We start from the raw sequence: 26,835 nt of genomic DNA on the forward strand, positions 1-26,835 counted from the left end.
GCCGATGCAAACAGTCAAGCATGCCATCGTCAGATGTCAAAAAAGGCGCGTATTTTATGAGATCTTTGCGCGCTTGTCATGTGACTTAAAACATTGATATTTGCGCGTGGTCGCCTTGGCTTGGAAATGACGCTAAATCGGGCAATGACACCTGCTGTTGCAAACGTCGATAGAGCTTCGCGGCTAGCTCGGGCGCAACCAGGTTGTCGGCGGTATGGATCATCAGGTAAGGCTGCTTTCCTTCGCCTATCCACTGCGGCAATTTGTCGAGCCAAGGAGTAAAAAAAACGTCGTTGAGTGGTTCATCAGGATGGCCAATAAAACGCACCATAGGATGCGCTCCGGTGGCAATGGCGTGCACGGGAACGCGTGGTTTCTTCTCTTGGGCATCAATTAGGGCAGCAAAATAGGGGGAGCGCCTGTCCTGCTCGGTCGAAAAAACAGGGCGACTGTCCATAATGATGCGATCGTAATTGCGCTCCAGCAGCCACTGATTGAGTCGCTTTTCGGCGTCACCTTTGGCGAAAAAGGCGGGGTGGCGCACTTCAACGCCGATGGGAAAGTCCGGTGGCAGCATGGCGCAGAAGGTCGTCAACTGTGGAAAGTGTTCCGGTCCAAAGGTAGCAGGGAGTTGAATAGTCCATTGCCCAATGCGCGGTATCAGTGGCGCCATAATGTGCATAAAGTCGGCAAGCAGTGCTTGGCAGCCTTGCAACTGATGCTGGTGGGTGATGGCTTTGGGAAGCTTGAAGGTAAAGCGAAAATCATCGTGCGTGGCGGCTTTCCAGTTGCTCACCGTTGATGGCGTTGGCGTGGCGTAAAACGTGGTGTTACCTTCAACGGTATGGAATACCTCAGCATACTTTTCAAGGCGTTGTGAGGCTTGAGTGCCACTACCATAAAACGCCTGCTGCCAGTGGTTGTTTGACCACATTGTCAAGCCTAATCTTAGCGGTAACTTGTCCATATTCCCCTCAATACGCATCGGATGTCTCTACTCTACGAGAGTTTTGAAGAAAAAGGTAATCTGGCGTTATAATCGGGTCAATTTGACGGCGAAATCGGCTTTTTTGGCCATTTGTTGGTGTAAAAATCATCAAAGCACGATAAAACGCAATAAATTGTCGCTGCAACAGTCGATTTAAAATGACTTTCAGCGTATAAATGGACCTTTGCTCTGGCGGCAGTCAGCTAGGGCGTCATCAACTTATTACTAGAGAGATTGGGAATTTCATTATGCGTACCCATTACTGTGGTCACCTGAACAAGTCCCTAGCAGGACAAACTGTAGAACTGTGCGGCTGGGTAAACCGTCGCCGTGATTTAGGCGGTCTTATTTTTATCGATATGCGAGATCGCGAAGGTATCGTACAGGTAGTGGTGGATCCAGACATGGCGGACGCGTACGAAGTGGCGAATACCCTTCGTAGTGAATTCTGTATCAAGCTAACGGGTGAAGTGCGTGTTCGTCCAGAAAGCCAAGTCAACAAAGACATGGCCACCGGTGAAGTTGAGATCCTTGCGAAAGGTCTTGAGATCATCAACCGCAGTGACGTTCTGCCTCTAGACTTCAACCAAAAGAACTCGGAAGAACAACGTCTTAAATACCGTTACCTAGACCTGCGTCGCCCTGAAATGAGCGACCGCATCAAGCTGCGTGCGAAAGCGTCTAGCTTTGTTCGCCGTTTCCTAGACGACAACGGCTTCCTAGACATCGAAACACCTGTACTGACCAAAGCGACACCAGAAGGTGCGCGTGATTACCTAGTACCAAGCCGTGTTCACAAAGGCAGCTTCTACGCGCTTCCTCAGTCTCCACAGCTATTTAAACAGCTGCTGATGATGTCGGGTTTTGACCGTTACTACCAAATCGTTAAGTGTTTCCGTGATGAAGACTTGCGTGCTGACCGTCAACCAGAATTCACTCAGATCGATATCGAAACGTCATTCATGACCGCTGACGAAGTGCGTGCAACCACAGAGAAAATGGTTCGCGACATGTGGCTAGAGCTACTGAACGTTGACCTTGGTGAGTTCCCTGTCATGCCATTTAGCGAAGCGATTCGCCGTTTTGGCTCTGACAAGCCTGATCTACGTAACCCACTAGAGCTTGTTGATGTTGCAGATCTAGTGAAAGACGTTGAGTTCAAAGTCTTCTCTGGTCCAGCCAATGACGAGAAAGGCCGCGTTGCTGTGATTCGCGTACCGGGTGGTGCGTCACTCACTCGTAAACAAATTGACGGCTACGGCGAGTTTGTTGGTATCTATGGTGCGAAAGGTTTGGCATGGATGAAGGTCAACGACCGTGCGGCGGGTATGGAAGGTATCCAATCTCCTGTGGCTAAATTCCTTAGCGAAGAGGTGATCAATGGCATCCTTGAGCGCACGCAAGCGGAATCTGGTGACATTATTTTGTTCGGAGCAGATAAAGCGAACATCGTGGCTGAAGCGCTGGGTGCACTGCGTCTGAAACTGGGCAAAGACCTAGAGCTGACAAAAGAAGGCACTTGGGCGCCTCTATGGGTTGTTGACTTCCCAATGTTTGAAGAAGACGATGAAGGCAACTTGCACGCGATGCACCACCCATTCACATCGCCTCTCGGTGTGACGGCAGAAGAGCTAAAAGCGAACCCTGCAGCGGCGAACTCTAACGCCTACGACATGGTACTCAACGGCTACGAAGTGGGCGGCGGTTCTGTTCGTATCCACAATGCGGAGATGCAAGCGGCGGTATTCGATATTCTTGGTATCGATGCGGATGAGCAACGTCTGAAGTTTGGCTTCCTATTGGACGCACTGAAATTTGGTACGCCGCCGCACGCGGGTCTTGCATTTGGTCTCGACCGTCTTGTGATGCTGTTGTGTGGTACCGAGAACATCCGTGATGTGATTGCGTTCCCGAAAACGACGGCAGCGGCTTGTCTATTGACCGACGCGCCTAGCCTTGCTAACCCTGCCGCGCTTGAAGAGCTAGCGATTGCAGTGACCGCAGCGAAAGATAAAGAGTAATCCCTTTACGGGTGACGAAACCAAAAAAATACCGCTCAATAGAGCGGTATTTTTTTATCCTAAGTTACTCTGAGAGGGTAACGAAGAATCATTTATAACAAGGGCAGTTACAAGTCGACGGTTTGCCACTCGCCTGGCTGCAAATCGCCTAACGTGATGTCACCCATCGAGTAGCGCACAAGCCTAAGAGTCGGGAAGCCGATGTGCGCGGTCATGCGTCTGACTTGGCGATTACGACCTTCGATGATGGTGACGGCGAGCCAAGTCGTTGGAATCGAGGCGCGAAAACGAACCGGCGGGTTGCGCTCCCAAATATCAGGCGCGTCCATGCGTTCGATGGTGGCCGGCAGTGTCATGCCATCTTTTAATTCAACCCCTTGGCGAAGCTTATCGAGATCCGCGTCGCTCGGCTCACCTTCTACTTGTACCCAATAGGTTTTAGGGGCTTTCGATTTGGGCGAGGTCAGTTTGGCTTGGAAGATGCCGTCATTCGTCAGCACCATCAGCCCTTCACTGTCACGATCGAGTCTTCCAGCGGCGTACACATCTTTAACATCGATGTAGTCGGCTAGGGTTTTTCTTCCCTCCCCATCGGTGAACTGGCTCAAGGTGTCATAGGGTTTATTGAAGACGATCACCTTACGTTCTGATGGCGCGATCTTCGATTTTTGACTTGGCTTTTTTCTGCGATGTTTAGACGAGCTGCGCTTGGCATCTTGCGCGCCAAACGGTCGTTTTAAACGTGTTTGACCGTTGCGTGGTGAAGCGGGCTGAGACTCGCGTCTTGAGCGTGGTGACATGTTAACTACCTTGCAAAAATGTAAACGAAGTGTGGGCGAAAGTTTCGATCTATCTCGAATTACGCTATGATGTGCGCGCCTCGAATCAGGATTGGCGCACAAGATAATAGACTATTTTGCCGATTTTGTTTAATTATAACGATTACGTTCTCATGGACGCCGAGTCAGCGAAACACAAAGTTTCAACGGCGATGGCCAAACAAAAAAGAGACATCTAAATCGCAACAAGTGAGGGGATGACGATACCAAGGCAACCACATTCGTGTTGGTATTATCTACTTGTCGCGGACAGACCACAAAAGCCCATGCATCCAATGGGTTTGTCAGAACAAATAGGGAAATTTCATGCCTACAGAAAAGCCTACAATTATTTACACGATCACCGATGAAGCGCCAGCGCTAGCGACCTACTCACTACTGCCAATTATCCAGTCTTTCACTGCCTCCTCAGGCATTGACGTAGACACACGCGATATTTCACTCGCCGGTCGTATCATCGCGAGCTTCCCTGAGCATCTGAAGCCAGAACAGCGTATCGGTGATGCGCTTGCTGAATTGGGCGAGTTGGCGAAAACACCTGATGCCAACATCATTAAACTGCCGAACATTTCGGCGTCTATCCCACAGTTAAAAGCCGCAATTAAAGAGCTGCAAGCCAAAGGCTACAACCTGCCGAACTACCCTGAAGAGCCAAGTACATACGAAGAGGAAGCGATCAAAGCGACCTACGACAAGATCAAAGGCAGTGCAGTGAACCCGGTGCTACGTGAAGGTAACTCTGACCGCCGTGCGCCGCTTTCAGTCAAGAACTACGCAAAGAAAAACCCACATTCAATGGGCGCGTGGTCAAAAGAGTCGAAGTCTCATGTCTCTAGTATGGATGACAAAGATTTCTTCGGTAGCGAGAAGTCGGTGACGGTCGAGCATGCGACCAAAGTGACCATCGAATTTGTCGCGAAAGACGGCAGCACAAAACAACTGAAAGCGCCGTTCGCCCTGCAAGATAAAGAGATCATTGATTGCGCGGTGATGAACAAAAACGCACTCGTGGCTTACTTTGAGCAAGAGATTGCAGACGCGAAGCAAAAAGATGTGCTGCTATCACTGCACATGAAAGCGACCATGATGAAAGTCTCTGACCCAGTGATTTTCGGTCATGCCGTGAAAGTCTACTACAAAGACGTGTTTGCTAAGTATGGTGAGCTGTTTGAGAAACTCGGCGTTGATGTCAAAAATGGTATCGGCGATGTGTACAGCAAGATTGAAGCCTTGCCGCAAGATCAAAAAGCCGAGATTGAAGCCGCGCTTCAAGCGGTGTATGAAACTCAACCACCATTAGCTATGGTCGATTCTGATCGCGGTATCACCAACCTTCACGTGCCAAGTGACATCATCGTTGATGCCTCGATGCCGGCCATGCTTCGTGCATCCGGTCAAATGTGGGGCCCTGATGGCAAACAGAAAGACACCAAAGCGATGATTCCAGATCGCAGCTACGCGGGTATCTACCAAGCGGTGATTGATTTCTGTAAAGAGCACGGCGCGTTTGATCCAACCACTATGGGTAGCGTGCCTAACGTGGGTTTGATGGCGCAGAAAGCGGAAGAGTACGGCTCACACGATAAGACCTTCATTCTCGATGCCGATGGCGTTGTCCGTGTTGTTGACAGCAACGGCAAGGTGCTGCTTGAGCAATCGGTGGAAGCGGGTGACATCTTCCGTATGTGCCAAGTGAAAGATGCACCGATTCAAGACTGGGTCAAACTTGCGGTGACACGTGCACGCGCAACCGGCGTCCCTGCGGTATTCTGGTTGGATGAAAATCGTGCTCATGATGCTCAGCTGATCAAAAAAGTGAACGCGTACTTACCTGAGCACGACACCTCTGGTCTAGAGATCAAGATCCTTGCACCACTTGAGGCGTGCAAATATTCGTTAGAGCGCATTAAAGAAGGTCTTGATACCATCTCTGTGACAGGTAACGTGCTGCGTGACTACTTGACGGACTTGTTCCCAATTCTTGAGTTGGGAACTTCAGCCAAAATGTTGTCTATCGTACCGCTAATGAACGGCGGTGGTCTGTTTGAAACAGGGGCGGGCGGCAGCGCGCCGAAGCACGTTCAACAGGTGGAAAAAGAGAACCATTTGCGTTGGGATTCATTAGGTGAGTTTTTGGCATTAGCAGCGTCACTGGAACACCTCAGCGTCGTGACAGGCAATGCTAAAGCGCAAGTGCTGGCCGATGCCCTTGATAAGGCGACCGGTGAGTTCCTTGACAACAACAAGTCACCGTCTCGCCGAGTTGGCGAGCTTGATAACCGTGGCAGCCATTACTACCTAGCGAGCTACTGGGCAAAAGCGTTAGCAGAGCAGACCGCTGATGCTGAGCTTGCGGCGGAGTTTGCGCCGATTGCGAAGTCGTTGCAAGACAACGAAGAGGCGATTATCGCTGAGCTCAATGGTGCTCAAGGTGTCGCGGGCGATCTGGGTGGCTACTACGCACCAGTGTTTGAAAAGGCCGCGACGCTAATGCGACCAAGCGCAACACTCAACAGCATCATTAATCGCTAATAGACTGGCGAGCCGATAAACAAAAACCCGCTGACTGAGCGGGTTTTTTATTGCGTTAGATTTGCGGCACCGAAGAATCGGGCGAAGTTTTTTGGCAGCGGTTATTTAGCTGGTTGAGCGTCCACTGGTGTCACCACGCTAGCGTGGTAGCCTTTGGGACCTTCTTCCACTTCAAAATTGACTTGTTGGCCTGCTTTCAGAGTACGATACCCATCCATTTGAATGGTTGAGTAGTGCGCAAACACATCACTCTCTTCACCTTCTGGACAGATAAAACCAAATCCCTTGGCATTGTTAAACCATTTTACTGTACCTGTAGCCATGCTATACATCCCTCATGCATTGTTTACTGACGTTGTTGGTGGTTACACGACCGATTTCAACTCCGCTCTATACTGCCGCCATTCCTGTTGCCATTTGATGACCGTCTAGCGCGGAATGTTGTCAAAATGTGACGTGTAAACAAAAAGTGAATTTCCATTCAGCCGCTGCCAAATTTTTACTCACTATTTGACCAATGTAGCCAATGATTGAACACAGTCAATAGAAAAAACGTATTACACTCTGCATATTTGCAAACAAATCACTTTTGAGATTTACATTTTTGCAACGGTTTTCAATTTCTAGTCTATGGGGTGATTTTGACAATTTAGCGATTTTGGCTTCTTTTTAATCAATCAGATAGAGGGCTTGAGAGAATAAAAATCTTTTATTTGCAGGCTTGGAAATGGTGGATTAGTCTCTAAGTAAGCGTGAAATTTTTGTTGTGCTTAAATGGTCTAAATTACAAGAGCAAAATCTAAAACTTCTCTTCCATGAAGTGGTAAACTGAAACCAGATAAACCTAATTGTTGAAGAGTCATGAGCAAGCAGTTTGAATGGGTGACTCCAGATTCTGACTTACTGGAGCAAGAAAGAACAGAAATTAAGCCACCGTCCATGTATAACGTTGTATTGAACAATGATGATTACACCCCCATGGACTTTGTCATCGAAATCCTAGAGCGTTTTTTCTCTATGGATATTGATAAGGCAACTCAGGTGATGCTCAAAGTGCATTATGAAGGTAAAGCGGTCTGCGGCACCTACACCGCGGAAGTCGCTGAAACCAAAGTGGCGCAAGTCACAATGTATTCCAAGGAAAATGAGCATCCCCTGCTTTGTACAATGGAACAAGCGTAACGTTTGTTCGAGCAACCATCGTTGTTCTATTTAGGAGGTACTTATGCTGAACAAAGAATTAGAGTCGAGTCTAAACGGCGCGTTCTCACGTGCACGTGACAAACGACATGAGTTTATGACCGTCGAGCACCTCCTGCTAGCATTGTTAGAAAATGATGCTGCGCGAGAGGCATTGAAAGCCTGCCAGGCTGACATCGATGCACTTCGTGCCGAGTTGGACATTTTCATCGATCAAACCACCCCCCTGATTCCTGATAACGACGAAACCCGTGAAACGCAACCAACGTTGAGCTTCCAGCGTGTGCTGCAACGAGCCGTTTTTCACGTGCAATCGTCCGGTCGCAGCGAAGTGACTGGCGCGAATGTTCTCGTTGCTATTTTTAGCGAGCAAGAATCCCATGCTGCTTATCTGTTGAAGAAAAACGACATCAGCCGCTTGGACATCGTCAATTTTATCTCTCACGGCATTACCAAAGCGTCCAGTTCAGGTGATGAGTCCTCTTCATCGGATTCCTTTGGCAGTGACAGTGTCGAAGAGTCAGGCTCTGAAGAGCGTCTAGAAAGTTTCGCGACTAACCTCAATCAAGTGGCGAAGCAAGGCCAAATTGACCCATTGATTGGGCGCGATAAAGAGTTAGAACGGACTATCCAAGTCCTGTGTCGCCGACGTAAAAATAACCCACTGTTGGTGGGTGAAGCGGGCGTTGGTAAAACGGCGATCGCGGAAGGCTTGGCGTGGAGAATCGTCGAAGGGCAAGTGCCTGAAATCATCGCCAACAGCGTGATCTACTCCCTCGATATCGGTTCGCTGCTGGCGGGCACCAAATACCGCGGTGACTTTGAAAAACGTTTCAAAACCATCTTAAAGCAGCTTGAAAAAGAGCAAGATGCCATCCTATTTATCGATGAGATTCACACCATCATCGGTGCGGGTGCGGCGTCTGGTGGTCAAGTGGACGCCGCCAACCTCATCAAACCGCTCCTCAGCAGTGGCAAGTTACGCTGTATTGGCTCCACTACGTACCAAGAGTACAGCAACATCTTTGAAAAAGAGCGAGCGTTGTCGCGTCGCTTCCAAAAAATTGACGTGGTGGAACCTTCGCTTGATGATACCACCAAGATCTTGATGGGACTGAAACCCAAATATGAAGCGCACCACGAAGTGCGTTACACCAACAAAGCCTTGCGTGCCGCGGTTGAATTGTCGGCAAAATACATCAACGAGCGTCACTTGCCAGACAAAGCGATTGACGTCATTGATGAAGCGGGCGCGCGCAGCCGCTTAGCCCCAGCCAGTCGTCGTAAGAAAACCGTCGGTGTGGCCGACATCGAGGCGATGGTCGCTAAAATGGCGCGCATCCCAGAGAAATCCGTCTCCTCTTCTGACAAAGAAATTTTGCAGAACTTGGATGAGAAGATGAAGATGTTGGTGTTTGGTCAAGACGATGCCATCGATGCCTTGAGTGAGGCGATTAAGCTGACTCGCGCTGGGCTAGGTAACGACAACAAACCGGTCGGTTCTTTCTTGTTTGCGGGCCCAACCGGGGTGGGTAAAACCGAGGTCACTGTGCAGCTTTCTAAACTCATGGGTATCGAACTGCTTCGTTTTGATATGTCTGAGTATGGTGAGCGTCATTCGGTGAGCCGTTTAATTGGTGCGCCTCCAGGTTACGTAGGCTACGATCAAGGCGGTTTGTTGACCGATGCGGTTATTAAACACCCACACTCCGTTGTCTTGTTGGATGAGATTGAAAAAGCGCACCCAGATATCTTCAACTTGTTACTGCAAGTGATGGATAACGGCACACTGACGGACAACAATGGCCGTAAAGCGGATTTCCGTAACGTGATTCTTGTGATGACCACTAACGCGGGCGTGAAAGAAACCGAGAAGAAATCCATCGGTCTCATTCAGCAAGATCACAGCCATGATGCGATGGCAGAAATTAAGAAGGTCTTTACACCTGAGTTTCGAAATCGCTTGGATAACATCATCTGGTTTAACAGCTTGGATGAACATGTTATTCATCAGGTGGTTGATAAGTTCATCGTTGAATTGCAAGCTCAGCTGGATGCACGCGGCGTGTCATTGGAAGTCTCTGATGATGCTCGTCACTGGCTATCGCTCAAAGGTTACGATAAGGCAATGGGCGCACGTCCAATGGGCCGCGTGATCCAAGAGCAGTTGAAGAAACCTTTGGCGAACGAGCTGCTCTTTGGCTCCTTAGTTAACGGTGGCACAGTAAAAGTCGATCTTGATGGCGACGCGCTGACCTTCAAATACTTAGGCGAGCAAGAAGAAGCGGTCCACTAAATCCAAACACGAATAAGACCAAGGCCAGATCATCGCGATCTGGCCTTGTTGTTTTGCTATGAGACTCAACTGTCGTTCAATCAAAGATGGCTTTGAGTGCACGGTACGCTTGTTCGACGGAATCTGGCACCACTTGCTCGACCTGAAACCCAAGTTGTGGATAGGTTTTTATTCGCTCGAAATCGCCAAGCATTGCCCGCACTGTGGTATCAAGGTCAATCTCTTCATTGAAATAGTCCCAGACCGTTAATGCCGGCGAAGTGACGAACACCTGCCGATAGGGTAGAGGCCACTGTTTTAAAAACGCGGCATAGCAGCGCCGCTCCATATACGGTTTTTGTACCAATAGAATCGAATCGAGCTGAATGTTCAATTGTTGGAGCTTTTCAGCGCTAAACAGCAGGTTTTCGCCGGTATTCGTGGCTTGGCTTTCTATCACTATATCACGGCGTGGAACGCCCATATCGATGGCAATTTGAGCGAAGGTGTCGGCTTCACTGTCGGCAAACAGACCCTGCGTCAAGCGCCCGGCACCGCCGCTGAAGATTACCGTCTTGGCCCAGCCGTCGAGGTAGAGCTTGGCGGCGTACTCTGCAACACGCACATCATTACTGCCAAGAACCAACAAACCGTCACATTGCTCTAACGGTTGGTTGAGTCTCATATACGCCCATAGGTGCTCAAGATGTTGATACAGTCTCATGGTGTGACTCACAGCGCCTCTAGCGTATGTTGGAAATGAAAACGGTAACCGAGCTCTAGCAAACGGTCCGCCATAATCCGTTTACCTTCCACGTCGACAATCGGTGGTAGGGGCTCTGACAGCCCAGCTCTTTCTAACGCAGTTTGATAAAATTGCGCTTTGCTCACGGTATTAGGCGTCGTGGCATTGACTACCATATTGTTGTCATGCAGAGCTGCAAAACTGACTGCACCTATGGCATCGAGTAGGTGAATCATATTAGCGGGCGCAAGGCGACTGACTTGGCGAAGCTTGGCTGCAAATCGAGAAGGGTGACGCTCAGGGCCAATAAGACCGCTGCAACGAACGATGGCAAAACGCAACCCAGAATCTTGAACGTGTTGCTCAGCACGGAGCATGATTTTGGCATTGTCAGAAAAGGTACTGTGCGTGTTGGCCAATGCTAACGTCGCGTCGTCCTCATACATCTCTTTCGCCACTGATGGGTAAACCGTGGTCGAGCTGACCATTACCAGCTTGTTGACCCCGATATTGACACAGGCTGTGGCGAGTTTTTTCCACTGCTCGGCGTATTCATCACCCTTACCTTTACGAAAACCTGGCGGAAAACAACCGATCACGATCGAAGGTTGAATCGCGCTGAGTGAGCGTTCCACCTCAGACTGCGGACTCTCGAGCTGGCAGATAAAGCCATCGAGGTGCGCTGCTTTGAGCTCATCTGCCCCTGCCTTACTGGTGCGGCTGACAGACACCTGATGGCCAATGGATTCCAAGTATTGAGCAAGTGGGCGACCTAACCATCCGCCGCCAATAACCGCTATATGACTCATGACATCCTTCCTTCATTTGTTTCCTTTACTCTATCTTGCGTTAGGTGCAATGAAAAGCATTGTGAAAGTGTTCGCAACCGTATCGCAAGGCCACGCAGAGGTGTTGGCTAAAATGAATCTAGCGAATTGAGTCAATCACGCTATTATTAAAAGTGAGACAATGGGTTGGCAATGGGCGCCAAACCTTGGATGTCACTGGCTTGAATAGCGATGGCTGCGAAGGCGTTGAAAAAGGAAGGTAAGATGATCAAGTGGTGGTTTGCTCTGTTGTTACTGACATGGCAGGTACAGGCTAATCAACGTGTCGTGATGACGTCACTCAACTGGCCACCGTATTCAGGTGAAGAGATGATTGAGCAGGGTGTCTCCGTCGCCATTGCCAAGGAAGCGTTTGCCGCCATGGGCTACCAGTTAGTGGTTGAGTTCAAGCCTTGGGTCAGAACGGTGACGACGGCCAGTCGCAAAGCCCAGTACATCGGTTACTTCCCCGAATATTATTTTGATACACAAGAGTTTGTGTTTTCAGACCCGATTGGTCGCGGTCCGCTAGGGCTGGTGGAAAATACCCAATCCCCCATTCGTTGGAGCACACTCAGCGATCTCACTCAATACCGCCTTGGAACCGTGAAAGGCTATGTCAATACACCAGAATTTGATCAGATGGTCGCTTCCGGCTCCCTCACAGTGGAAGAGACACTCGATGATTTACGTAATGTCTATAAAGTGGCAAAAGGGCGATTGGATGCGGCGGTGATTGATGCCAATGTGCTCGATTTTTTGATTCGGCGTGATTCTCGCTCTGCCTTATTATCAAAGCGGTTGCGAATGAACCCCACCTTATTGGCAGAAAAAGATCTCTTTTTGGCGTTTAACAACAGTGAAGAGGGGCGCAAGTGGCGAGACATCTTTAATCAAGGCCTCGCCAAAGTCGATCCACTGTCGATCGCGGCCAGTGTTCAGAAAAGACAACAAGAACCGGGTAACGTGACTCAGTTACCCGTGGCGGATAATTAGCTGCACAGCACTCGAAGAATCTTATCAGCGTGCTCGGCCACTTCAATGCCTTCGTCCGTCAGGTAGCCACCATCAGGTAGCGTACAAAGCCCCTTTTGATACAGACGAGCCACCGCGGATTGCATCTCTTGCGACGCCTCGTGGTGCACTTTGATGCCAGTCGCTGCGCTGCTGATATCGAACTGAAGTAAGAGATTCAGTTCAGAAAGGTGCTCGCTGGAGTATTTCATAGACGGTTTCCTTCTGTTTCTATCGTCGATCTCACCATAAGCGCCCAGCCCCGTTAGAACAACGCCTTGCGGCGAGTTTTGTTAGCTCAACCACTCTTTTTTAGTGGCCAATGATCACTTCTGAAAGCTAAATCTTATTTCCTTATTTTTAGTGCTTGAATTTGATCACATTTAGAAACACCGTCTGGATGTTTAGTTGAGTCAAAAAACCTAGCTCGCGCTAGGTTTTTTCGTATCGTCTCTGATTAATCGAGGCTTTGATGATAGGGCTCATCAAATGGCAGCAGTTCTTTGGGCAAAGAGACCAGCCAATCACGCAGCTCTTCACTGCCTACCTCTTCTTGATCGCACACTTGGTGTAATGGATTAACTATCATAACAACACTCCTTTGCAGTTACCGATTGCATCCTATGGTCATTTTGTGACCTGTTTATTACAGTTATCGAAATAAATCATACTCGGATGAAAGTAAAGGAATTTTTCTATAATCGTCAAAATTTACGTTTTTCGTCTCGACCAAGGCTAGGTATCACCACGGTTATCCACAGAATCTGTGGATAAGATCTATTCCTGTTCAGGCTCGATCCTTTTGACCCGTGTTTGACCCGATTGGGTAAAGTTGACCGCAATATTCAGCCGAAGCGTGGTGGTAATGGAGATGGTCATCATGACAAATATCGCTACCATGATCATCACTTGGTATTTGATCGCAATGATAGGGCTTGCTCCGCCTAAAATTTGACCAGTCATCATCCCTGGTAACGTCACCAGTCCGCTGGTGGTCATTGAGGCTAATGTGGGTGCCACGGATTTTTGAATCGCTTCGCGAACAAAAGGCAGGGTAGCAAAGCTGGGTGGCGCCCCTAGTGAGATCGCCGCTTGGTACTCGGAATTGCGCTGCTCAAAGGCGGTGTAAAAATGTTGCAGCGCGACGATATTGCCGCTCAAACTGTTGCCCAGTAGCATGCCAGCGAGCGGAATTAAGTACTGAACGTGATAAAACGGCGTGGGTTTCACCACCAAAGCGGTGATAATCAGCAACACTGGCGTTAGGCCGACGATGAGGCTTGTGGTGACGACCGCCATTAATGGGCGGCGAGGTAAACGCGCTTTGTTGATGATGGAACTGGCGCCAATCAAAATCATCACGGCGAGCCAGAGCACATTGACCAGCGGGCTATTGAGTTCAAACAGGTATTCGAGATAGACCCCAACCAGGGCCAGTTGCAGCGTCATTCTCGCGACGCCTATGAGCGCATCTTTGCCAATGTTCAGTTGATAGTAGCGACTGATAGAGAGCGGAACGCTCAAAGTAAGAAAAAACAGCCCAAGAATGGGCCAAGGAATATCCACCACACTGCTCATTATTCATCTCCATATTCGCGTTTATTCTACACCATTGCGTTCATTGTGACAGATTGGCCGCTGCGCTCGGATTGAGCCCGTAATTCCCGTTTCTCACTAATAATAATTTAACAATTTGTTGGGAAGTTGAGCGCTCAGGCTTACGTTTTTTAAGCCAGTTTGAAAGTGAAATGTTATGTGAGTAACCGTTTTTTAACTCTTTCTTCTTGTTCATATTTCTTCACAAATGCACCTTATTTAACACATAAAATCGCAATCCATCACATCTCTGTGTCAGCTCAAAAAAGTGTCGAATAGTCGCTGTGATGGGCTTGAATTCGATTGAACCCCACAGAATGTGTGGTCTACCATTACGTCTATCAGTTGTACGAAATTTGTGCGTATCGATCAGCGCTCAAAGTGAGCATCAGTGACAGGGCAGGCAAATGTATGAGTAATGTTAAGAAAATAGAGAGTGGCGAAAAGCGCTCCTTGGAGTGGAAATCGTTCCTCTTCATCACAGTGATTCTTTTCCCCGTGTTGAGTGTCGTACTGGTGGGTGGATACGGATTCATCGTCTGGATGCTACAGGTCTTTTTCATGGGACCACCGGGAACGCACGGTTAATGACGCACGGTTAAACCAAGAACCATCACTGACGTTAAGAATAAGATGAAAGAGAAAGAATGATGAAAGCACTAATTGTTAAGCTGTGGCGAACCATGACTCGCCCTGCAGTTCATATCAGCCTAGGTGTGCTCACCATGGGTGGCTTTATTGCTGGGGTGATTTTCTGGGGTGGATTCAACACAGCGCTAGAAGCGACCAACACCGAAGAGTTCTGTATCAGTTGTCACACCATGCGTGACAACGTCTATGTTGAGCTGCAAGAAACCGTGCACTGGAAAAACCATTCAGGGGTTCGCGCATCCTGTCCTGACTGTCACGTACCTCACAACTGGACGGATAAAATTGCACGTAAAATGCAGGCCTCCAAAGAGGTGTTTGCGCAGGTGTTTGGCGATCTCGATACGCCTGAGAAATTTGAAGCGCGCCGTCTTGAGTTAGCCCGTCACGAATGGGACCGTTTCTCGGCCAATGGATCACTGGAGTGTAAAAACTGTCACAACTACGAATCGATGGATTTTGATTTGATGTCGCCAACCGCGCGCATTCAAATGCAATCCGCGGCTGAGCGCGATCAAAGCTGTGTGGATTGTCACAAAGGCATTGCGCACCACTTACCGAACAATATGGAAGCGGCGAGCGGCATTGTGGGGGATCTTGAACAGGTCGCTAACGGCACCTCATACAATGTGGGCAACTCTGTGGTTTCGATTCGTCACTTGCCTCTCTATACCGACGAAAGCGCGACCACCGAAGCGGGCCTACTTAGCCCAGCAAGCCAAGTGGCGATTGTGGAAACGAAGGGCGACATGATCAAAGTAGAGATCGACGGCTGGCGCAAGGCGAAAGGCTTTGGACGTGTCATTCAAGAAGATTTTGGTATGAACATCTCAACGGCCATTTTGACGCGCGATGTTTCTCAAGGTGACCAAGTGGTGACAGGGGAAAGCAAAGAAGACCAACTCACGGGTTTGCCATGGGAAAAAGTGGCCGTGGACTTGTGGATGAAAAAAGAGTCGATGGTCTCGGATTTCGAGCCGATTTGGAGCGCTGCCGGCCAAGCGTATCAAACCAACTGCTCGACGTGTCATACGCAGCCTGATGAGGCGCACTTTAGTGCCAATGGCTGGGTGGGGATGCTCGATGGCATGATTGCCTTCGTCAACTTTGACACTGATACCGAAGCCTTGGTGCTCAAATACCTGCAAAAACACTCTTCTGATTTCTCAGATGGTCACCACTAATTCGCGGCAATGGAGTAACAAATAATGGCAATCACAAGAAGAAGTTTTCTAAAAGGTGTTGCGGGAACCAGTGCTGCCTCCTTGATTGGGCCGAGCTTACTGACGTCGGCTGCGGCGCACGCCGGAGAAGTGGAGGGTACCTGGAAGGTATCTGGCTCACACTGGGGCGCATTTCGTGCCCGTATCTGGGGCGGGAAAGTACAAGAAATCAAGCCGCTTGAAGTCGATAAGTACCCAACCGATATGCTGAATGGCATCAAAGGGATCATCTACAGCCCCTCTCGTGTACGCTACCCTATGGTGCGTTTGGATTGGTTGAAAAAGCATAAGTACTCGACCGATACACGCGGCAACAACCGTTTTGTTCGAGTCACTTGGGATGAGGCTCTGGATCTTTTCTATCGTGAGTTGGAACGCGTGCAAAAAGAGTATGGCCCTTGGGCTTTGCACACTGGACAAACTGGTTGGCGTCAAACCGGTCAGATGCACAGCTGTAACAACCATATGCAGCGAGCGATGGGTTTACATGGTTACTCAGTGAAAAAGGTCGGCGACTATTCAACCGGCGCGGGGCAAACTATTTTGCCTTATGTGTTGGGTTCCACCGAGGTGTACGCGCAAGGCACATCATGGGAGCTGATCCTCGAAAACAGCGACAACATCGTGTTGTGGGGTAACGATCCGGTCAAAAACCTACAAGTGGGCTGGACATGTGAAACGCACGAGTCGTTTGCCTATCTTGAGCAGTTGAAAGAAAAAGTCGCGCAGAAGCGCGTCAATGTCATCTCCGTTGATCCAGTACGCAACAAAACTGCGCGCTATCTAGGTAATGAGTTGCAATACATCCACCCGCAAACGGATGTGCCTTTTATGCTTGCAATCGCGCACGTGCTGTACAACGAAGATCTGTACGACAAAGACTTCATTGATACCTACTGTCTTGGTTTTGAAGAGTTTATTGACTACGTGCAAGGTAAGACCAAAGACAAGGTCGAAAAAACACCCGAGTGGGCGGCAGAGATTTGCGGCGCATCCGCCGACGAGATTCGCCAATTTGCGCGCATGCTTGTGAATGGCCGCACTCAGATCTTGGTCGGCTGGAGTATCCAACGTCAGGAGCACGGTGAGCAGCCATATTGGATGTGCGCCGTGATTGCTGCAATGGTGGGGCAGATTGGTTTGCCTGGTGGCGGTATCTCTTACGGTCACCATTACTCAGGTATCGGTGTATCCTCGACGGGATTTGCTGCGCCGGGATCGTTTCCGCTTAACATCGATCAAGGTCAAGAACCAAAGCATACCAATCAAGATTTCAACGGCTATAGCCGCGTGATTCCGGTGGCGCGTTGGGTGGATGCCTTGCTCGAGCCGGGTAAAAAAATCAACGCCAATGGTGCTGTGGTTACCCTGCCAGACATCAAAATGATGGTGTTCAGTGGCAACAACCCTTGGCATCACCATCAAGACCGCAACAAAATGCGCCAAGCGTTCAAAACGCTGCAAACCGTGGTAGCGATTGATTTCGCTTGGACGGCCACTTGCCGTCACGCTGATATCGTCTTGCCCGCCTGTACTCAGTTTGAGCGTAACGATATTGATGGTTACGGTGCTTACTCTGGCCGTGGCTTAATCGCTATGCATAAGCTGGTTGATCCGCTGTTCCAGTCGAAAACCGACTTTGACATCATGACGGAACTGACGCGCCGTTGGGGTCGTTCTGAGGATTACACGCGTGGTATGAGCGAGATGGAGTGGATAAAATCACTCTATGATAACTGCCGTGAAGCCAACAAAGGCAAGTTTGACATGCCTGAATTTGATGTGTTCTGGCAACAAGGTTTCCTTGACTTTGGCCAAGGTGAACCTTGGGTTCGTCACGCTTCGTTCCGTGAAGACCCGGAAATCAACGCGCTGGGCACGCCATCGGGCTTTATTGAAATCACCAGCCGCACGATCGGTAATATGGGCTATGAGTTCTGCCAAGAACACCCGATGTGGTTTGAAAAATCCGAGCGCTCGCACGGCGGCCCAGGTTCACAGCAGTACCCCTACTGGCTACAATCGTGCCACCCAGACAAGCGTCTGCACTCACAGATGTGTGAATCTGAAGCGTTTCGTGCGACCTACGCGGTGCAGGGGCGTGAGCCTATCTACATCAACCCAACCGATGCTAAACGCAAAGGCATCAAAGAGGGCGATGTGGTTCGAGTGTTCAACGGCCGAGGTCAGCTACTTGCTGGCGCCGTGTTGACCGATAGCTACGCCCCAGGCGTGGTACGTATCGAAGAGGGCGCATGGTATGGGCCACTCAACGAAAAAGTGGGCGCGTTGGATACCTACGGCGATCCGAATACGCTGACTCAAGACATCCCGTCCTCTGAGCTAGCGCAAGCGACCTCTGCTAACACTTGTCTGGTGGACTTCGAAAAATACACCGGCACATTACCGCCAGTGACCGCCTTCGGCGGGCCGATTGAGGTCATGTAGCACCCATGTAGCCAGCAAAGACCAGCATCGCGCTGGTCTTTTCCTATTTTAGTGACCTGATCACTCCCTGTTTTGGGAATAATGGTTATTCCTATCAGTTCGAGCACGATAACCGCATAATTCGCCACGTTTAATTCCAATAATCAGTGAAAGGGACATCGCTGAACAACTTTGTGGAGATGGCGATGAGCAACAAACCTCTATTCGCACTGAGCGCGTTGGCGTTGGTGCACTTTAATGCAGTAGCCAATGAAGATGTGCAGGACATGTCGGATCCGTTGGCGGTCTATACCCAGGCGGGTGTCGGTTATACCGACAAAGGTCTGAACCTGAAACTCGGTCAAGCGTACGACACCGGCAATCCAACCACGATGGCGATGCACATCGCAGAGGTGAAAGGCTTCCTTGGTGAAGATCTTGGCTGGAATGGCGGCACACGTTCAGACAACGACAACAGCATCGATAGTTTACGCTACCGCCACTTCAGCGTGGATATGACTAACGGTCGTGGCTCGCAGGTGGACGTGAATCTTGGATTCCAAAACACAACGCCAAAACGGCGAGGCAATGGGTACTCAAGGCAGCGTCTCTTACAGTTTTATTCAAGCGTTGCCTAAAATGGGCCCGGTAAACTTCTACCCATTGGCAGGAGCGGGCGTCGCATTTGGTGAAAATCCCCAAGCTGCGACAGACAACCAAGCGCAAGATCGCTGGGACATTCACGGCACATTCTATGTTGTGGGTATGTACAGCAAAATCGAAGTGACTGAGAGCATCTGGATCAACTACAACCCAATGTACCTAGGCACCATGTCTGGCTCAAGCTTCTACAAAGACAATGCTTTTGGTGCAGGTGAAGATACCCTGTACGCGCACGAAGCGGCGGTCTCTTACCAAATCAACCCACGCGCCAACGTTCGTTACTTTGCCAACTGGAACGAGAACGTCAACTACGCGAAAGGCGATCACCGCATCGAATTTAACTACCAGTTCTAACGTTCAATGCGTTTTGTATGGTCAATGCCGCTTCCTGTGAAGCGGCATTTTTCGTTGCGCCGAAATTTGGCGAAAACAAAAACCATCACATATAGTGATAAAAGTGTGATTTGCAATAGATTTGTTGGTTAGACAGGCACGGTGAGCAGTGCTGTAATGTCAATCGTTGTGGTGAGAGGTAACGAGATGGGCCAAGTGATTCGATTAGATAACGAGCAGGTGCTGTATGTGCCGAGCCGCGATCTTGATGCGGTGGCAGAGGGCAACGAAGTCCACTTTCGCTTCCAAGGCTTAAGTAATGATCCATTCGGCTCACACTACGCACTGTTCTCAACGGATTTTCAGTTTGAGCGTCAGGCAACGGTACTTGGTGATGGCTTTCAAATGCTCGCTCAAACCACCGGCACCATCGACAAGCCGGTGGATATCGGTCGCTGCCCCGACAACAGCGCGAGCTATCGGCTCTATGGCTCCAACGAACCTAAACGCTATTACAACTATCTGGTGGTCGAAGACTCGCTGGGCTACACCTTGTTTGGCTTTACCTCTTGTCGGCGTTTCGCCGGCTATTTTGAGGTGAGAGAGCAGAAGGGTACGCGTACCCTCACGGCTTACATTGATGGTGAAAATACCCACCCTAGTGATTGGAGCTATAGCGAACTCGAATCGGTTGTTGTGCTACAAGGCTCTTCACTTTCCGGACTGTATGAAACCTTCAGTGACTGCATTGCCAAACATCATCCACCGCGTGCAGGTGTTGATGGTGTCTCGCCGCTGGGCTGGTGCTCTTGGTATGCCTATTATGCGCAAGTCAAAGAGCAGCAGATTCGCGACAATGTGCGCTGCATGAAAGAGAACATTAAGCCGCTCGAGTACGTGTTAATTGATGATGGCTATCAAGCGTTTATGGGCGATTGGCTTTCGCCATCTGAGCAGTTTCCGTCTGGGCTTGCGTTCTTGATTGAGGAGATAAAGCGCAGCGGCAAAAAGCCTGCGATTTGGGTCGCGCCTTTTATTGCCGAGGGCAACTCAACCATTTTTCGCCAGCATCCAGATTGGTTTGTCACCCATGACAATGGCCAGATCATGAAAGCAGAAGACGTCACCTATGCGGGCTGGCGATGTACGCCTTGGTATCTGCTCGATACGACTCACTCGGATGTGCAAGATCATCTCACCCATGTGTTTAAGACCATGCGTGAAGAGTGGGGAATTGAGCTGTTTAAGCTTGATGCTAACTATTGGGGAGCGTTAAAAGGTCACCGTTGGCAGTCAGGCATTACTGGGGTGGAAGCCTACCGAATGGGGATGGATGCCATTGCTCAAGGGGCAGGCGATGCGTGGCTACTGGGCTGCAATGCCCCAATGTGGCCGTCGCTAGGCATGGTAGATGCGATGCGCGTATCCGATGATGTCGAGCGAGACCCAAGGCGATTTGAACAAATCGCCAAAGAGACCTTCTACCGCAGTTGGCAGCATCGCAAACTGTGGCAAATCGACCCCGATTGCGCGACGTTGGTCTCGTTGCCCAATCAGGCAGCGGAACGTCAAGCGTATGAATTCCATCGTGATGTGTTATTAGCCAGTGGCGGATTACTGCTCTCTGGCGACCCTCTACCGGATCTCACCACATTCGCGAAAAAGACCCTAGCGAAACTGGTGATGCGACACAACCATAATCAAGACGCCGCCAAGTTTACCGCGTTTAACCTGCATCATGGGTTTTTGAAACTGACTGAGCGTAACGACTTACACTGCTTATTTAACTACCACCAAACCGGCCGAGAAGTCACGTTGACCTCCGATTACCCGGTGTATTGGTTTGATTATTGGAGTGGCGAGAAGCTGACCGCTGAGCCTGAGCAAGTGATTGAAGTGACGCTTGAGGCGGGCTTATCGAGCCGCGCGATCATTACCGCTCCGTCTTGATGCTTTGCGCTACATATTCCCCCATCGATTGGGTAGAATGACGTTTTTTGCCAATCTAGGATCTCAATGTCGATAATTATAGGAATCGATCCGGGCTCAAGAATTACCGGATATGGCGTGATTCGCCAAACAGGTCGACATCTTCACTACCTCGGCAGCGGTTGTATCCGCACGTCAGAATCGGAATTACCCGGCAGGCTCAAGCAAATTTATGCGGGCGTTTCGGAGATCATCACCCAGTTTCAGCCCGATGTGTTCGCTATTGAACAGGTCTTTATGGCGCGCAATGCCGATTCCGCACTTAAATTAGGTCAAGCCCGAGGCAGCGCTATTGTGGCGGCGGTGAATGCTGAGTTGCCGGTGTACGAATACGCTGCGCGTCTGATTAAACAAGCTGTAGTGGGTAATGGCGGCGCGGACAAAGAGCAAGTGCAGCACATGGTTCAGTCGATGCTCAAACTGCCAGCCAAACCACAGGCGGACGCCGCCGATGCGCTGGGTGTGGCGATTTGTCATGCGAATACCAACAAAACCTTAGTGGCGCTGGCGGGAAAAGCGACCAGCGCACGACGAGGACGCTACCGCTAGTTTTTTACTGGCTATATATCCAGTTCTTTATTATCATCAAACCACTTTTATACAGCGAATAGGACGAACCAGTGATTGGACGATTGCGCGGCATTTTAATTGAGAAACAACCCCCAGAATTGCTGATTGAAGTCAGCGGGATAGGCTACGAAGTTCAAATGCCTATGAGCTGCTTCTATGAATTGCCCAACATTGGTGAAGAAGCGATCATCTACACACACTTTGTGGTTCGTGAAGATGCGCAGTTGTTGTACGGCTTTAATACCGTCAAAGAGAGAGCGCTGTTTCGTGAAGTGATCAAAGCCAATGGCGTAGGGCCAAAACTGGGGCTTGGCATTTTATCGGGTATGACGGCGAGTCAGTTTGTCGCCTGTGTCGAGCGAGAAGATGTCTCTACCTTGGTTAAGCTGCCTGGAGTAGGCAAAAAAACCGCAGAACGATTGGTGGTTGAGATGAAGGATCGCCTCAAAGGCTGGGGAGCGGGCGACTTGTTCACGCCACATACTGATGCCGCGCCGATGGATTCGGCGACACAATCAAGTCAATCGAATGCGGAAGAAGAGGCGATCAGTGCGCTGCTTGCGCTTGGCTATAAGCCAACCCAGGCGTCTAAAGTGGTATCGCAGGTGAAAACGTCAGAGATGAGCAGCGAAGAATTGATTCGTGAAGCGCTCAAATCTATGGTCTAGCCCATTGAAAGGTAAACAGTCATGATTGAAGCGGATCGCCTGATTGCCCCAGACAATGCTGTCTACAAAGAAGAAGACGTCATTGACCGTGCAATACGCCCGAAAAAGCTCGAAGATTACCAAGGCCAGGATCATGTCCGTGATCAAATGGAAATTTTCATCAAAGCCGCCAATTTGCGCAGCGAAGCCCTCGATCACTTGTTGATCTTTGGTCCTCCGGGTCTGGGTAAAACCACGCTGGCGAACATTGTGGCTAACGAGATGGGCGTTAACATTCGTACCACCTCGGGGCCAGTACTTGAAAAAGCGGGCGATTTGGCCGCCTTGTTAACCAATCTCGAAGAAAATGATGTGTTGTTTATTGATGAGATACACCGCTTGAGCCCAATGGTTGAAGAGGTGCTCTATCCTGCAATGGAAGACTATCAGCTTGATATTATGATTGGTGAAGGCCCGGCGGCGCGGTCAATTAAAATTGATTTGCCTCCGTTTACCCTGATTGGCGCTACCACGAGAGCCGGGTCGTTGACGTCGCCACTGCGCGATCGTTTTGGTATTACTCAGCGTTTGGAGTATTACAAAATCGCCGATTTGCAGCACATTGTCCAGCGAAGTGCCGATTGTCTAGGGCTGTCGATGGATGCGGAAGGGGCGCTTGAAGTCGCGCGCCGAGCGCGAGGCACGCCTCGTATCGCCAACCGACTGCTACGCCGCGTACGTGACTACGCTGAAGTAAAAGGCAATGGCCATATTTGCGCTGACACCGCAGACAAAGCGCTCAATATGCTTGATGTTGATGCCAAAGGCTTCGATTACATGGATAGGAAATTACTGCTCGCCATTATGGAGAAATTTGGTGGCGGACCGGTTGGCCTCGACAACATGGCGGCAGCGATAGGTGAAGAGAAAGACACCATCGAAGACGTTCTTGAACCTTACCTCATTCAACAGGGGTATCTGCAACGCACACCAAGAGGTCGTATTGCGACCGATCGAGCTTATCTCCATTTTGGTATCGACAAGTCTTAGCGAGTCAATGCCCAATCGTGAATGAAAACTAAGTTTGCATAACCAGCTCCGATGAGCTGGTTTTCTATTTTTGGTGATCAATGTCACAAATGTAAATTCTTTACTACCCCTTTATGGTTAATGAAATAAGGTGTTTTGTTAATCGCTTGTTCTGCATAAAAATGAATTCGACCCGTCTAATTACGCCCCATTAACATCCGCGCTGATTTTCTTTTGATACAGATCAATTTGATGGAAAATTAATCAAAAATGCGGCACTAAAGTTGATACAAATCAAAGCGGACAGTTTCTATAAACCTTTTGAAACGCAGAATTTTTAGCAGTAATATTAGTCCCAGCTATATTAGCTGATGCTTAACAATTAACTAACTGTTACGGTACATTTTTGCAACAGTAAGCCGTTATCTGATAACAACCTTTAAGATTGGGTAACGAATAATCATGCTGCATCAATGGAAGTAAAGTGTCTTCAGCCGGCACAAAAGGAGTAATCAATGTTCGATATTGACGTAGTGGATCTGTCGCGGTTGCAGTTTGCATTAACCGCGATGTATCACTTCCTCTTCGTACCGTTGACTCTCGGAATGGCGTTCTTACTCGCCATCATGGAGTCTCTGTACGTGATGACCGATAAGCAAATCTACAAGGACATGACCAAGTTCTGGGGTAAGCTGTTTGGTATTAACTTCGCCCTAGGTGTAGCAACGGGCCTGACCATGGAATTCCAATTCGGAACCAACTGGTCTTACTATTCTCACTACGTAGGTGACATCTTTGGTGCGCCTTTGGCCATCGAAGCACTGGTTGCCTTTTTCCTCGAATCCACCTTTGTCGGCTTATTCTTCTTTGGCTGGGACAGGCTCTCTAAGCGTCAACACTTAGCCGTCACTTGGCTCGTTGCGCTTGGCTCCAACTTTTCGGCGTTGTGGATCTTGGTGGCCAACGGTTGGATGCAAAACCCAGTTGGCGCAGAGTTCAACTTCGAAACCATGCGTATGGAAATGGTGAGCTTTGCCGAAGTGGTGCTCAACCCAGTGGCACAAGTTAAATTCGTTCACACGGTCGCTTCAGGTTACACGACGGGCGCTATGTTCGTGCTAGGCATCAGCTCTTACTACTTATTGAAAGGTCGTGACATTGCGTTTGCGCGTCGTTCGTTTGCGATTGCGGCTTCTTTCGGTATGGCGGCGATTTTGTCGACTATCGTCCTTGGCGATGAGTCAGGTTACGAATTGGGTGAAGTGCAGAAAGTGAAACTTGCGGCAGTTGAAGCTGAGTGGCACACAGAGCCAGCCCCAGCGGCCTTTACTCTGTTTGGTGTCCCTAACCAAGAGACCATGCACACCGATTACGCGATTAAGATCCCTTACGTTATGGGTATTATCGCGACACGTTCGTTTGATGAGGAAGTGACGGGCCTTCGTGATTTGCGTGATCAGCACGTCGAGCGTATCCGCACTGGTATGCTTGCTTATGAGCTGTTAGAGAAGCTGCGCGCTGGTGACCAATCTGCTGAAAACGTTGCGGCGTTTGACGAAGTGAAGGGCGACCTTGGCTACGGCTTGCTGCTCAAGCGTTACACCGACAACGTTGTCGATGCGTCAGAAGAGCAAATTCAAGCGGCGGCGGATGACTCCATTCCTACTGTTTGGCCTCTATTCTGGTCGTTCCGTATTATGGTGGCGTGTGGTTTCATCATGCTGTTTGTCTTTGGCGCGGCGTTTATCCAGACCTGTCGTCAGAAAATCGAACAGAAAGCGTGGATCCACAAAGCGGCGCTATTTAGTATCCCATTGCCTTGGATTGCGGTTGAAGCGGGGTGGTTTGTCGCCGAGTTTGGTCGTCAGCCTTGGGCTGTGGGTGAAATCCTACCAGTTCACGTTGCTGCATCAGCGTTGACTGCGGGTGAAATCTGGACGTCGCTGTTTGCCATTTTGGCGCTTTACACCGTGTTCTTGATTGCAGAGGTCTACCTGATGGTGAAATTTGCACGCAAGGGACCGAGCAGCCTGAAAACAGGTCGCTACCACTTCGAGCAAGATGCTAACTCTGTTGAAGACAAAGTTAGTCGCCAAGTAGAAGCTTAAGGCAAGGAGAAACACAGATGTTTGAATACGAAATCTTGCGATTGATTTGGTGGGTACTGATTGGTGTTCTACTAATAGGCTTCGCCATTACTGACGGTTTCGATATGGGGGTTGGTGCGCTGGTCCCTGTTATCGGCAAAAATGACAACGAACGTCGTGTCATGATCAACTCTATCGCCCCGCACTGGGACGGTAACCAAGTGTGGTTGATTACCGCGGGTGGCGCGCTGTTTGCCGCTTGGCCACTGGTGTACGCGACCTCGTTCTCCGGTTTCTATCTGGCGATGATCGTGACATTGGCAGCACTCTGGTTGCGTCCGATTGGTCTCGATTACCGCTCTAAGATTGAAGATCCTAAATGGCGTAACACTTGGGATATCTGTATCTCAATCAGCGGTTTTGTCCCACCGATTATCTTTGGTGTGGCGTTTGGTAACTTGCTGCAAGGGGTTCCGTTCCAACTCAATGAGTTCTTGATGCCGACCTATCACGGTTCCTTCTTTGGCTTGTTGAACCCATTTGCTCTGCTGTGTGGCATAGTGAGCTTGTTTATGATCATCATGCAAGGCGCAACCTGGCTACAGATGAAAACCACCGATGACGTGCACGCTCGTGCTCGTGGCGTGGCTCAACTGATGGGTCTACTGACAGCGGCTGCCTTTGTGGGCGCGGGTTTTTGGGTACAAAGCATTGATGGTTATGTGATCACTAGCGTGATTGATGGCAATGCGGCGTCAAACCCACTCAATAAAGAAGTGGTGCGTGAAGCTGGCGCATGGATGAGCAACTTTGAATCCTACCCACTGATGTGGCTAGCACCTGCACTGGGTGTGGCGATGCCTCTGTTGGCGGTAGTGGCGTCTCGATTTGAAAAAGGCGGCTTTGCCTTCTTGGCATCGAGCCTTGGTAATGCGGGCGTCATTTTGACCGCAGGTTTTGCGATGTTCCCATTCGTAATGCCATCGGATTTGATGCCAAGTCACAGCCTAACCATGTGGGATGCGACGTCATCTGAGCTCACACTGAACCTAATGACCGCGGTTGCGGCCGTGATGGTACCTGTGATTTTGGGTTACACATCGTGGACCTACTACAAAATGTTTGGCCGTCTCGATAATAAATACATCGAAGACAACAAAAACTCACTCTACTAAGGAGCAA

General features: G+C 49.6%; 22 protein-coding genes and 1 pseudogene. 15 read left to right on the forward strand and 8 right to left on the reverse strand.

All coding sequences use genetic code 11. The features are described from left to right. Positions 1-85: 85 nt before the first annotated feature. Positions 86-967 carry a DUF72 domain-containing protein gene (locus AC6R03_RS13935; protein ID WP_500631921.1) on the reverse strand — a complete coding sequence of 294 codons (882 nt, stop codon included), beginning with the start codon at positions 965-967 and terminating at the stop codon, positions 86-88. Positions 968-1,236: 269 nt separating this feature from the next. On the opposite strand from AC6R03_RS13935, the gene aspS reads away from it, so the two are divergent. Continuing rightward, the gene (aspS, locus tag AC6R03_RS13940; RefSeq protein ID WP_500631922.1) at positions 1,237-3,009 is read left to right on the forward strand and encodes an aspartate--tRNA ligase; all 1,773 of its coding nucleotides are present in this window, start codon (positions 1,237-1,239) and stop codon (positions 3,007-3,009) included. 107 nt (positions 3,010-3,116) lie between these two features. Here aspS and AC6R03_RS13945 read toward each other — a convergent pair whose 3' ends face one another. Beyond that, positions 3,117-3,809, reverse strand: a complete 693-nt coding sequence (locus tag AC6R03_RS13945) for a pseudouridine synthase (RefSeq protein WP_500631923.1) — start codon at positions 3,807-3,809, stop codon at positions 3,117-3,119. Positions 3,810-4,154: 345 nt separating this feature from the next. On the opposite strand from AC6R03_RS13945, the gene AC6R03_RS13950 reads away from it, so the two are divergent. Next, positions 4,155-6,380 (forward strand): NADP-dependent isocitrate dehydrogenase, encoded by a 2,226-nt coding sequence (locus AC6R03_RS13950; protein WP_500631924.1) that lies wholly within the window; start codon positions 4,155-4,157, stop codon positions 6,378-6,380. Positions 6,381-6,481: 101 nt separating this feature from the next. On the opposite strand, the gene cspD is transcribed toward AC6R03_RS13950, so the two are convergent. After that, the gene (cspD, locus tag AC6R03_RS13955; protein ID WP_334550993.1) at positions 6,482-6,703 is read right to left on the reverse strand and encodes a cold shock domain-containing protein CspD; all 222 of its coding nucleotides are present in this window, start codon (positions 6,701-6,703) and stop codon (positions 6,482-6,484) included. A gap of 538 nt (positions 6,704-7,241) precedes the next feature. Between cspD and clpS the strand changes: the two genes are divergently transcribed. Continuing rightward, positions 7,242-7,562 (forward strand): ATP-dependent Clp protease adapter ClpS, encoded by a 321-nt coding sequence (gene clpS, locus AC6R03_RS13960; protein WP_334550991.1) that lies wholly within the window; start codon positions 7,242-7,244, stop codon positions 7,560-7,562. Between the two features lie 43 nt (positions 7,563-7,605). Continuing rightward, on the forward strand, positions 7,606-9,876 hold the full coding sequence (clpA, locus tag AC6R03_RS13965) for an ATP-dependent Clp protease ATP-binding subunit ClpA (protein WP_334550990.1): 2,271 nt from the start codon (positions 7,606-7,608) through the stop codon (positions 9,874-9,876). Between the two features lie 76 nt (positions 9,877-9,952). Here clpA and AC6R03_RS13970 read toward each other — a convergent pair whose 3' ends face one another. Both AC6R03_RS13970 and AC6R03_RS13975 read right to left on the reverse strand, forming a co-directional pair. Continuing rightward, positions 9,953-10,579: a YdcF family protein gene (locus AC6R03_RS13970; RefSeq protein ID WP_500631925.1), complete on the reverse strand. Its 627-nt coding sequence runs from the start codon at positions 10,577-10,579 to the stop codon at positions 9,953-9,955. An 8-nt stretch (positions 10,580-10,587) separates the two neighbouring features. Continuing rightward, on the reverse strand, positions 10,588-11,409 hold the full coding sequence (locus AC6R03_RS13975; protein WP_500631926.1) for an NAD-dependent epimerase/dehydratase family protein: 822 nt from the start codon (positions 11,407-11,409) through the stop codon (positions 10,588-10,590). Positions 11,410-11,652: 243 nt separating this feature from the next. Between AC6R03_RS13975 and AC6R03_RS13980 the strand changes: the two genes are divergently transcribed. Further along, entirely contained in the window at positions 11,653-12,423 is a 771-nt protein-coding gene (locus AC6R03_RS13980; RefSeq protein WP_500631927.1) for a substrate-binding periplasmic protein, read from the forward strand. On the opposite strand, the gene AC6R03_RS13985 is transcribed toward AC6R03_RS13980, so the two are convergent. From AC6R03_RS13985 to AC6R03_RS13995, 3 genes are all read right to left on the reverse strand, one after another. Next, positions 12,420-12,653 carry a TIGR02647 family protein gene (locus AC6R03_RS13985; RefSeq protein ID WP_334550984.1) on the reverse strand — a complete coding sequence of 78 codons (234 nt, stop codon included), beginning with the start codon at positions 12,651-12,653 and terminating at the stop codon, positions 12,420-12,422. The two genes, AC6R03_RS13980 and AC6R03_RS13985, sit on opposite strands and share 4 nt — an antisense overlap. Before the next feature lie 245 nt (positions 12,654-12,898). Further along, the gene (locus AC6R03_RS13990; RefSeq protein WP_487902670.1) at positions 12,899-13,030 is read right to left on the reverse strand and encodes a hypothetical protein; all 132 of its coding nucleotides are present in this window, start codon (positions 13,028-13,030) and stop codon (positions 12,899-12,901) included. A 188-nt stretch (positions 13,031-13,218) separates the two neighbouring features. Then, positions 13,219-14,019, reverse strand: a complete 801-nt coding sequence (locus tag AC6R03_RS13995) for an ABC transporter permease (RefSeq protein ID WP_500631928.1) — start codon at positions 14,017-14,019, stop codon at positions 13,219-13,221. 429 nt (positions 14,020-14,448) lie between these two features. On the opposite strand from AC6R03_RS13995, the gene torE reads away from it, so the two are divergent. The 10 genes and pseudogenes from torE to cydB all read left to right on the forward strand — a co-directional run bounded on the left by torE (position 14,449) and on the right by cydB (position 26,828). Next, positions 14,449-14,625 carry a trimethylamine N-oxide reductase system protein TorE gene (torE, locus tag AC6R03_RS14000; protein ID WP_500631929.1) on the forward strand — a complete coding sequence of 59 codons (177 nt, stop codon included), beginning with the start codon at positions 14,449-14,451 and terminating at the stop codon, positions 14,623-14,625. A 62-nt stretch (positions 14,626-14,687) separates the two neighbouring features. Then, positions 14,688-15,869: a pentaheme c-type cytochrome TorC gene (torC, locus tag AC6R03_RS14005; RefSeq protein WP_500631952.1), complete on the forward strand. Its 1,182-nt coding sequence runs from the start codon at positions 14,688-14,690 to the stop codon at positions 15,867-15,869. A 24-nt stretch (positions 15,870-15,893) separates the two neighbouring features. Further along, positions 15,894-18,356, forward strand: coding sequence for a trimethylamine-N-oxide reductase TorA (gene torA / locus AC6R03_RS14010; RefSeq protein WP_500631930.1), 2,463 nt, complete (start codon positions 15,894-15,896; stop codon positions 18,354-18,356). Positions 18,357-18,535: 179 nt separating this feature from the next. Next, positions 18,536-19,352, forward strand: a pseudogene (locus AC6R03_RS14015) (hypothetical protein). A 186-nt stretch (positions 19,353-19,538) separates the two neighbouring features. Next, positions 19,539-21,281, forward strand: coding sequence for a glycoside hydrolase family 36 protein (locus AC6R03_RS14020; protein ID WP_500631953.1), 1,743 nt, complete (start codon positions 19,539-19,541; stop codon positions 21,279-21,281). A 66-nt stretch (positions 21,282-21,347) separates the two neighbouring features. Next, complete coding sequence (gene ruvC, locus AC6R03_RS14025) at positions 21,348-21,869, forward strand: crossover junction endodeoxyribonuclease RuvC (protein WP_500631931.1); 522 nt, start codon at positions 21,348-21,350, stop codon at positions 21,867-21,869. A 71-nt stretch (positions 21,870-21,940) separates the two neighbouring features. Next, a complete protein-coding gene (gene ruvA / locus AC6R03_RS14030; protein WP_500631932.1) occupies positions 21,941-22,558 on the forward strand; it encodes a Holliday junction branch migration protein RuvA in 618 nt (205 codons plus the stop codon). A gap of 21 nt (positions 22,559-22,579) precedes the next feature. Beyond that, positions 22,580-23,587 (forward strand): Holliday junction branch migration DNA helicase RuvB, encoded by a 1,008-nt coding sequence (gene ruvB, locus AC6R03_RS14035; RefSeq protein ID WP_334550969.1) that lies wholly within the window; start codon positions 22,580-22,582, stop codon positions 23,585-23,587. A gap of 494 nt (positions 23,588-24,081) precedes the next feature. Next, entirely contained in the window at positions 24,082-25,674 is a 1,593-nt protein-coding gene (cydA, locus tag AC6R03_RS14040; protein ID WP_500631933.1) for a cytochrome ubiquinol oxidase subunit I, read from the forward strand. A gap of 17 nt (positions 25,675-25,691) precedes the next feature. Further along, entirely contained in the window at positions 25,692-26,828 is a 1,137-nt protein-coding gene (gene cydB, locus AC6R03_RS14045; RefSeq protein ID WP_500631934.1) for a cytochrome d ubiquinol oxidase subunit II, read from the forward strand. Positions 26,829-26,835: the final 7 nt, after the last annotated feature.

The sequence above is a fragment of the Vibrio sp. R10-SG-ISO4 genome (assembly GCF_059834135.1).

Bases quoted from the DNA above. Each gene is read 5' to 3' on its own strand.
- AC6R03_RS13935 (WP_500631921.1), bottom strand. From the start codon at position 967: ATGGACAAGTTACCGCTAAGATTAGGCTTGACAATGTGGTCAAACAAC.
- aspS (WP_500631922.1), top strand. From the start codon at position 1,237: ATGCGTACCCATTACTGTGGTCACCTGAACAAGTCCCTAGCAGGACAA.
- AC6R03_RS13945 (WP_500631923.1), bottom strand. From the start codon at position 3,809: ATGTCACCACGCTCAAGACGCGAGTCTCAGCCCGCTTCACCACGCAAC.
- AC6R03_RS13950 (WP_500631924.1), top strand. From the start codon at position 4,155: ATGCCTACAGAAAAGCCTACAATTATTTACACGATCACCGATGAAGCG.
- cspD (WP_334550993.1), bottom strand. From the start codon at position 6,703: ATGGCTACAGGTACAGTAAAATGGTTTAACAATGCCAAGGGATTTGGT.
- clpS (WP_334550991.1), top strand. From the start codon at position 7,242: ATGAGCAAGCAGTTTGAATGGGTGACTCCAGATTCTGACTTACTGGAG.
- clpA (WP_334550990.1), top strand. From the start codon at position 7,606: ATGCTGAACAAAGAATTAGAGTCGAGTCTAAACGGCGCGTTCTCACGT.
- AC6R03_RS13970 (WP_500631925.1), bottom strand. From the start codon at position 10,579: ATGAGACTGTATCAACATCTTGAGCACCTATGGGCGTATATGAGACTC.
- AC6R03_RS13975 (WP_500631926.1), bottom strand. From the start codon at position 11,409: ATGAGTCATATAGCGGTTATTGGCGGCGGATGGTTAGGTCGCCCACTT.
- AC6R03_RS13980 (WP_500631927.1), top strand. From the start codon at position 11,653: ATGATCAAGTGGTGGTTTGCTCTGTTGTTACTGACATGGCAGGTACAG.
- AC6R03_RS13985 (WP_334550984.1), bottom strand. From the start codon at position 12,653: ATGAAATACTCCAGCGAGCACCTTTCTGAACTGAATCTCTTACTTCAG.
- AC6R03_RS13990 (WP_487902670.1), bottom strand. From the start codon at position 13,030: ATGATAGTTAATCCATTACACCAAGTGTGCGATCAAGAAGAGGTAGGC.
- AC6R03_RS13995 (WP_500631928.1), bottom strand. From the start codon at position 14,019: ATGAGCAGTGTGGTGGATATTCCTTGGCCCATTCTTGGGCTGTTTTTT.
- torE (WP_500631929.1), top strand. From the start codon at position 14,449: ATGAGTAATGTTAAGAAAATAGAGAGTGGCGAAAAGCGCTCCTTGGAG.
- torC (WP_500631952.1), top strand. From the start codon at position 14,688: ATGAAAGCACTAATTGTTAAGCTGTGGCGAACCATGACTCGCCCTGCA.
- torA (WP_500631930.1), top strand. From the start codon at position 15,894: ATGGCAATCACAAGAAGAAGTTTTCTAAAAGGTGTTGCGGGAACCAGT.
- AC6R03_RS14020 (WP_500631953.1), top strand. From the start codon at position 19,539: ATGGGCCAAGTGATTCGATTAGATAACGAGCAGGTGCTGTATGTGCCG.
- ruvC (WP_500631931.1), top strand. From the start codon at position 21,348: ATGTCGATAATTATAGGAATCGATCCGGGCTCAAGAATTACCGGATAT.
- ruvB (WP_334550969.1), top strand. From the start codon at position 22,580: ATGATTGAAGCGGATCGCCTGATTGCCCCAGACAATGCTGTCTACAAA.
- cydA (WP_500631933.1), top strand. From the start codon at position 24,082: ATGTTCGATATTGACGTAGTGGATCTGTCGCGGTTGCAGTTTGCATTA.
- cydB (WP_500631934.1), top strand. From the start codon at position 25,692: ATGTTTGAATACGAAATCTTGCGATTGATTTGGTGGGTACTGATTGGT.